This window comes from Pseudomonas sp. Sample_20 (assembly GCF_004307585.1).
Classification (GTDB): Bacteria; Pseudomonadota; Gammaproteobacteria; order Pseudomonadales; family Pseudomonadaceae; genus Aquipseudomonas; species Aquipseudomonas atacamensis.
The window spans coordinates 35,005-42,405 of sequence record NZ_RCOA01000035.1 but is presented as its reverse complement, the minus strand read 5'-3'; the positions used below and the strand labels follow the sequence as shown (position 1 = coordinate 42,405).

5 protein-coding genes are annotated in these 7,401 nt (G+C 57.5%); 2 read left to right on the top strand and 3 right to left on the bottom strand.

Going from position 1 to position 7,401, the window contains the following annotated elements:
• Nucleotides 1–194: 194 nt before the first annotated feature.
• Entirely contained in the window at nucleotides 195–2,087 is a 1,893-nt protein-coding gene (gene mrdA / locus D8U70_RS09045) for a penicillin-binding protein 2 (RefSeq protein WP_024013654.1), read from the top strand.
• A 45-nt stretch (nucleotides 2,088–2,132) separates the two neighbouring features.
• Here the strand turns inward: mrdA and D8U70_RS09040 are convergent, their stop codons facing one another.
• Together D8U70_RS09040 and D8U70_RS09035 are read right to left on the bottom strand one after the other, a co-directional pair.
• On the bottom strand, nucleotides 2,133–2,537 hold the full coding sequence (locus D8U70_RS09040; protein ID WP_073471450.1) for a lysozyme inhibitor LprI family protein: 405 nt from the start codon (nucleotides 2,535–2,537) through the stop codon (nucleotides 2,133–2,135).
• Nucleotides 2,538–2,577: 40 nt separating this feature from the next.
• A complete protein-coding gene (locus D8U70_RS09035) occupies nucleotides 2,578–3,492 on the bottom strand; it encodes an ADP-ribosylglycohydrolase family protein (RefSeq protein ID WP_071173068.1) in 915 nt (304 codons plus the stop codon).
• 176 nt (nucleotides 3,493–3,668) lie between these two features.
• Here D8U70_RS09035 and D8U70_RS09030 point away from each other — a divergent pair, with 176 nt between their 5' ends.
• Nucleotides 3,669–4,157: an SRPBCC family protein gene (locus tag D8U70_RS09030; RefSeq protein WP_016775506.1), complete on the top strand. Its 489-nt coding sequence runs from the start codon at nucleotides 3,669–3,671 to the stop codon at nucleotides 4,155–4,157.
• 314 nt (nucleotides 4,158–4,471) lie between these two features.
• Here D8U70_RS09030 and acnA read toward each other — a convergent pair whose 3' ends face one another.
• Nucleotides 4,472–7,213 carry an aconitate hydratase AcnA gene (gene acnA, locus D8U70_RS09025; RefSeq protein WP_130928666.1) on the bottom strand — a complete coding sequence of 914 codons (2,742 nt, stop codon included), beginning with the start codon at nucleotides 7,211–7,213 and terminating at the stop codon, nucleotides 4,472–4,474.
• Between the last annotated feature and the right edge of the window lie 188 nt (nucleotides 7,214–7,401).

Here is a 7,401-nt window from a genome sequence, read left to right as displayed (position 1 = left end):
AGATTAAATTCCGAAACCCCAATTGCGAAAGCAGTTGGGGTTTTGTTTTGCCTGCAAGAAAGTTTTCAGCCTGCCACCGGGGAAATTCATCCTGAAGTGGATGGCGAGTTTTGGTATGGTGCAGCTCGTTTTTTAACGGACTGATGTCATGCCCACGGATCGGCACTCATTTATGTCAAAGAGTTGCTGTAGAAATGCCTGAACCAATCCCGATCAAGGATCATGAAAAAGAGACGCGGCTGGTCAACAAACGATTGATCGCCTGCGCTCTGTTTGTCTTCGCCATCAGCTGCGCTCTGGTGGTGCGCCTGTACATCCTCCAGGTCGTGGAATTCGACTACCACTCGACCATCTCCGAAAACAATCGCGTCCATGTCCTCCCGATACCGCCAACCCGTGGATTGATCTACGACCGCAACGGTGTGTTGCTCGCCGACAATCGCCCCAGCTACAACCTGACCATCACCCGTGAGCGTGCCACCGACGTCAATCAAGAATTGGACGAAGTCATCAACTTGCTGCACTTGCCTGCTGAAGACCGCACGGTATTCGACAAGGCGATGAAGCAATCCCGGCATCCGTTCACACCGGTCACCCTGTTTTATGAGCTGACGGAAGAGCAGATTGCCGTCCTGGCGGTGAACGAATTTCGCTTGCCGGGCATTGATGTCGAACCGCAGTTTGTCCGGCACTATCCCCTTGGGGCCCATTTCGCCCATTCGATTGGTTATGTCGGTCGGATCAATGAAAAAGAATCGAAGACGCTCGATTCCGTTGAATACCGAGGCACTCAATCCATTGGTAAAACCGGTATCGAGCGTTTTTATGAGGCGCAGTTGCACGGCCATGTCGGTTACGAAGAAGTGGAGACCAATGCTCAAGGCCGTGTGCTGCGCGTACTCAAGCACACCGATCCGGTTCCAGGTAAAAACATCGTCCTTAGCCTCGATGTAAAGCTGCAGGAAGCTGCCGAAGCTGCTTTGGGCGACCGTCGTGGCTCAGTGGTAGCCCTTGATCCGTCCACTGGAGAAGTGCTGGCGATGGTCAGCAATCCGAGCTTCGATCCGAATCTGTTCGTGACTGGCATCAGCTCAAAGGAATATTCAGCGCTGCGCGATTCCATCGACCGTCCGCTGTTTAACCGCGTACTGCGCGGCCTGTACGCCCCAGGCTCGACGATCAAGCCGGAAGTCGCCATCGCTGGTCTGGACGCCGGCGTCGTGACCCCGCAGACCCGCGTATACGATCCCGGCTACTACCAATTACCCGACTTCGATCACAAGTATCGCAACTGGAACCACAGTGGTGACGGTTGGGTGGACATGGACGCGGCGATCATGCGTTCCAACGACACCTACTTCTACGACCTGGCGCACAAGCTTGGCATCGATCGTCTGCACGACTACATGGCGATGTTCGGCCTTGGTGAAAAAGTCTCGCTGGACATGTTTGAAGAGTCCCCCGGTCTGATGCCGTCGCAAGCGTGGAAACGCGCTACTCGGCGGCAGGCCTGGTATCCCGGTGAAACCGTTATTCTGGGCATCGGCCAAGGATACATGCAGGTCACACCGCTGCAATTGGCCCAAGCCACTGCACTGATTGCCAACAAAGGGATATGGAATCGACCGCATCTGGCCAAGTCGGTCGACGGTGTAGCGCCGGTTGACGAGCACCCGATGCCGAACATTCTGCTCAAGGATCCGCGGGATTGGGAACAGGTCAATCACGGTATGCAGATGGTCATGCACGATGCTCGAGGCATCGCACGAGCGGCGGCTGCGGGGGCGCAATATCGCATTGCCGGCAAGAGTGGTACGGCGCAAGTGGTGGCGATCAAGCAGGGTGAGCGCTACAACCGTGAGAAAACCCTCGAGCGCCACCGTGACAACGCCCTGTTTGTAGGATTTGCACCGGCCGAACATCCAAAGATCGCCATCTCGGTAATGATCGAGAACGGCGAGGCGGGTGGTCGTGTTGCCGGTCCAGTAGTGCGGCAGATCATGGACGCCTGGTTACTCGATCAGGATGGCCACCTCAAGCCGCAATATGCGGCACCGAGCAAAGCGCCGGGCGATCCTCACGTCTGAAGCGTAACGGTTTCACAGCACAGGCTCCCGTAAGTGAGCCTGTGATTACGCACCAGGTACCGGGCAACTCATATCACCTTCCTCACATTTCAAATATTGCTTGAAGGCTTCTACCCGAGCCTTGGTGACGGCTGTGAGACAGCCACTGTAAACCAATGGATAAACACTCCCGCCCGCCACCCCAGAAGCCGAAAACTTGCACTCCGCATCCCGAAAGCTGACCCACGCCCGCTGCGCGTTGACCAGCAGCTTCTTTCCGTCCGGGTTGTCCTTCAGGCGTCCGTTGATCTGCTGATAGAGCGTATTCAACTCCTTGTCTGCTGCTTTGAACGCTTGCCCCGCGCATTGATTCATCGTCGCCTGATCGCTGGCGTTGGCGCAATCAACGGCGGCATGGGCGAAAGGGGCAAACAAAAAAGGCACAGAGGCCAGAAGCAAACGTACTGACATAAGGTTCTCGCTATCTCGAGTGGAAAGAGTGTATCGATTGTTATGTACGTAGCCGGGAGGCCTCAAGCAAGCGATCCGCAGTGGCGGTGATTTCCTCGCCTTCATGCAACTGCTCCAGCCAGTGCTCGGGGATCGCCCGAGCGCTGTAGTAAGCACCTGCCAACTGACCCACGATAGCAGCCGTTGTATCCGCATCATCACCGAGATTGGCTGCTTTCAACACCGCTTCGGCGAATGTCTGCGTATGGTGAAAGCACCACAAAGCGGCTTCCAGCGATTGGACGCTATAGCCACTGCCTTTTATCTCAGTTTCAGCTTTGTGAAGGTACTCACCCTGAGCAATCGCAACCACCTTGGGCTGGGAAAGCTTGAGCAGTGGCGCCCGGCGAAGCTGTGTTTTCTCCGCACCCTCAAGCGCTCGTGCAATCAGATCAGCCAGCAATTGGCAGCACTCGATTGCCTCCGGCGCCGCATGGGTTGTGCGCGAACTGTCGGCGGCGTGAATCTGGATCTGTCGAGCGTCCGGAAAATAAAACAGCACGACTGGTGCCAACCGCATCAGCGACCCGTTGCCAGCTGTCAACGGGTCAGTCGAGCCGGCAAAAGGCTCTCCGCTTCGCTGATACTGTTGCAGCGCCTGGCTCACGGTCATGCCGATGTCGAAACATTCACCGGTGGAGCTCAGATATCCCCATTTCCACCAATTGAGATAGCGGCCCATCTGATCAGCCGCATCGAAGCCGTTTTTGCTCAGCAGGCTCTCGGCCAGGCACAGTGCCATCGACGTGTCATCGGTCCATTGCCCAGGCTTGAGCTGAAACGGACCACCGCCGATCATGTCGGTCAGCGGCTGGAATGATCCTCGCGGTTGGAACTCAACCGTTGTGCCGACCGCATCGCCGCAAGCCAGGCCGAGGATGGCGCCGCGATACCGATCGGCGAGAGAAGGCTGCATGATTCGTCCTTGTTTCTGCGGATTCGCTGGAAAGATAACAGGTCAGGCGGCGCCGATCACAGAGCGCAAACTACCGCAGAATGTGTCCGCTCGAATCGGTGTCTGCAGCGCCTGGATACAACTTCGCATTGGACATGTGGTCATACAAGCCTAGTGTTCAGAACAGGAGGTGACGTATGAAACCAGTACCTAACAGTTTCGAACGCAAAATCACGCTCAAGGCGTCGCGTTCCCACGTTTGGCGTGCATTGGTCGATGCCGAAGCGTTTGGCCAGTGGTTTGGTGTCGCGCTAGAGGGCCGGCGCTTCATTGCTGGCGAGTGGACGCAGGGCCAGGTCACGTACCCCGGTTATGAACACGTATTGTGGAATGTGCTGATCGAGCGGGTCGAGCCGCAGCAGTTGTTTTCTTTCCGCTGGCACCCGTATGCGGTCAACCCGAAGATCGACTACTCACAGGAGCCGACCACGCTGGTCAAGTTCGAATTGCAGGACTTCGAAGACGGCACACTACTCAAGGTCTCGGAATCCGGCTTCGCGCACATCCCTGATATCCGTCAGAAAGAGGCGTATTACATGGACAGTCGCGGCTGGGAGGAGCAGTTGAGCAGGCTTGAACAGTTTCTCGCCGAAAGCGCCAGGGCTCGTGAAAGCGGCGGTGCCTGACAGGTCTAAGGGTTTTCGGAAGTGTTTGTATGGCGAATGTCTTACACGCGTTGGTAGCTTTTACGACTATTGCTGATTGGATCCACTGGGTAATCTACACACATCAACTGAGACACAGGGAGTGTTTCAGGATCATGGACGATCGACCATCGCAAGGATCGCTGCCGACAGGGAGTCGATAATGGTCTTGGGAAAAACCCGCTTCGGCGGGTTTTTTTTTGCCTGAATGCAGGAGCCGCCGGAGGCTGCGATCTTTTGATCCTGCTTTTGAAAGCCAAGTCAAAAAGATCACAGCCTGGACGAATGTCACCCCGTCAAGAAGCAATCAACTGCCGCAATACATAATGCAGAATCCCCCCGGATTTGAAGTACTCAACTTCATTCAAGGTATCAATCCGGCACAAGACTTCAATCTTCTCCTGACGCCCATCCTCGCGAGTGATAACCAGCGGCAGGTTCATCCGCGGCCTTAGCTCGACGCCGGTCAATCCCAGAATCTCGAACGTCTCTTTGCCGGTCAGATTGAGGCTCCTACGGTTCTGATCAAGCTTGAACTGCAACGGCAGCACACCCATCCCGACCAGATTCGAGCGGTGAATGCGTTCGAAGCTCTCCGCAATCACGGCTTTGACGCCCAGCAGATTGGTGCCTTTCGCCGCCCAGTCACGACTCGACCCGGTGCCGTACTCCTGACCGGCAATCACCACCAACGGCGTACCCGACGCCTGATATTTCATCGCCGCATCATAGATCGCCATTTTTTCCCCGGTGGGAATGTAAATGGTGTTCCCGCCTTCCTCGCCCCCAAGCATCTCGTTGCGAATACGGATGTTGGCAAACGTGCCGCGCATCATCACTTCATGATTGCCGCGACGGGAACCGTAGGAGTTGAAGTCGCGCGGCTCGACGCCTTTTTCCTGCAGATACCGCCCGGCCGGGCTGTCGATCTTGATGTTGCCGGCGGGGGAGATGTGGTCGGTGGTCACTGAATCGCCGAGCAAGGCCAAGACCCGCGCGCCTTTAACGTCTTTGACTTCCGGCAGAGGGCCGGAAATGTCGTCGAAGAAAGGTGGATGCTGAATGTAGGTCGAATCGTCCTGCCAGACGTAAGTGGCCGCTTGCGGCACCTCGATGGCCTGCCATTGCTCATCACCGGCAAACACTTCGGCGTATTCCTTGTAGAACATCGCCGTATTGACCTGATTCACCGCTTCGGCGATTTCCCGGCTGCTCGGCCAGATATCGCGCAGGTACACCGGATTGCCCTGCTGATCCTCGCCCAGCGGTTCGCTGCTGATATCGGTGCGCACGCTGCCAGCCAGTGCGTAAGCGACGACCAGCGGAGGCGAGGCCAGCCAGTTGGTTTTCACCAGTGGGTGTACGCGACCTTCGAAGTTGCGGTTGCCGGACAAGACCGACGCGACGGTCAGATCGGCTTTCTGAATGGCTTTCTCGATCGGCTCCGGCAGTGGCCCGGAGTTGCCGATGCAGGTGGTGCAACCGTAGCCGACCAACGAAAACCCGAGCTGATCAAGGTACTGAGTCAGCCCGGCAGCTTTGTAGTAGTCGGTGACCACTTTCGAGCCGGGGGCGAGAGAGCTTTTCACCCACGGCTTGCGTGTCAGACCTTTTTCGACGGCTTTTTTCGCCAGCAGTCCAGCAGCCATCATCACGCTCGGGTTGGAAGTGTTGGTGCAGGAAGTGATCGCGGCGATGACCACGGCACCGTTTTTCAGGCGATAGGTCTTGCCCTCGTATTCGTAGTCCGCCTCACCGACCAGATCGGCGTTGCCCACCGCCACGCCGCCACCGCCCTCGCTTTCCAGGCGTCCTTCTTCCTTGCTGGTGGGTTTGAATTGCAGGTCGATGAAATCACTGAAGGCCTGCGCGACGTTCGGCAGCGAGACCCGATCCTGCGGGCGTTTCGGCCCGGCCAGACTGGCTTCGACGCTGCCCATATCCAGCGCCAGGCTGTCGGTGAACACCGGCTCCTGACCCGGCAGACGCCACAGGCCTTGAGCTTTGGTGTAGGCCTCGACCAATTTCACTACTTCCGGCGGCCGACCCGACAGGCGCAGGTATTCCAGCGTGACATTGTCGACCGGGAAGAAGCCGCATGTCGCACCGTATTCCGGGGCCATGTTGGCGATGGTCGCGCGGTCGGCCAGTGGCAGGTCGGCGAGACCGTCGCCGTAGAACTCGACGAATTTGCCGACCACGCCTTTTTTGCGCAGCATCTGCGTCACGGTCAACACCAGATCGGTGGCGGTGATGCCTTCCTTGAGTTTGCCGGTGAGCTTGAAGCCGATCACTTCCGGAATCAGCATCGATACCGGTTGCCCAAGCATCGCCGCTTCCGCTTCGATCCCGCCCACGCCCCAGCCGAGTACGCCGAGGCCGTTGATCATGGTGGTGTGTGAGTCGGTGCCGACCAGCGTGTCGGGGAACGCGTAAGTGCGGCCATCCTCGTCTTTGGTCCAGACGGTGCGGCCGAGGTACTCAAGGTTGACCTGGTGGCAGATGCCGGTACCCGGCGGGACCACGCTGAAGTTATCGAACGCACTCTGGCCCCAGCGCAGGAAGGCATAGCGCTCGCCGTTGCGTTGCATTTCGATGTCGACGTTCTGTTCAAACGCACTGGCGCTGGCAAACTTGTCGACCATCACCGAGTGGTCGATCACCAGATCCACCGGCGACAACGGATTGATCCGCTGCGGATCGCCGCCGGCCTTGGCCATCGCCGCACGCATGGCGGCGAGATCGACCACGGCGGGGACGCCGGTAAAGTCCTGCATCAATACACGGGCAGGGCGGTACTGGATTTCCCGATCAGAGCGGCGCTCCTTGAGCCAGGCGGCGATGGCCTTGAGGTCAGCGCCGGTGACAGTTTTTTCGTCTTCCCAGCGCAGCAGATTTTCCAGCAGGACCTTCAATGACATCGGCAGCTTGTCGAGATCGCCCAGGCTTTTGGCGGCTTCCGGCAGGCTGAAATAGTGGTAGGTCGTGGCGTCGATTTGTAGGGTTTTCAGTGACTTCAGACTATCGAGGGACGGCATTACGATCACTCCTTTGAGTCCGCACGGCTACGGACTGAGGGGACGGGCAGAGCATTAAACCTAGCCCTGTTTTGAGTAGCTGGCTAATAACTGGACTCTATGGACGGAACCAAGGTTCCGACTTCAGCTATCATGCGCCGGATTTCGTGACAGGCATTGCGGCAACGCAAGGCTTGAGCATCGCGCAG

What these genes read in the sequence shown, in the direction of transcription:
- mrdA (WP_024013654.1), top strand. Translation starts at nt 195, where the DNA reads ATGCCTGAACCAATCCCGATCAAGGATCATGAAAAAGAGACGCGGCTG.
- D8U70_RS09040 (WP_073471450.1), bottom strand. Translation starts at nt 2,537, where the DNA reads ATGTCAGTACGTTTGCTTCTGGCCTCTGTGCCTTTTTTGTTTGCCCCT.
- D8U70_RS09035 (WP_071173068.1), bottom strand. Translation starts at nt 3,492, where the DNA reads ATGCAGCCTTCTCTCGCCGATCGGTATCGCGGCGCCATCCTCGGCCTG.
- D8U70_RS09030 (WP_016775506.1), top strand. Translation starts at nt 3,669, where the DNA reads ATGAAACCAGTACCTAACAGTTTCGAACGCAAAATCACGCTCAAGGCG.
- acnA (WP_130928666.1), bottom strand. Translation starts at nt 7,213, where the DNA reads ATGCCGTCCCTCGATAGTCTGAAGTCACTGAAAACCCTACAAATCGAC.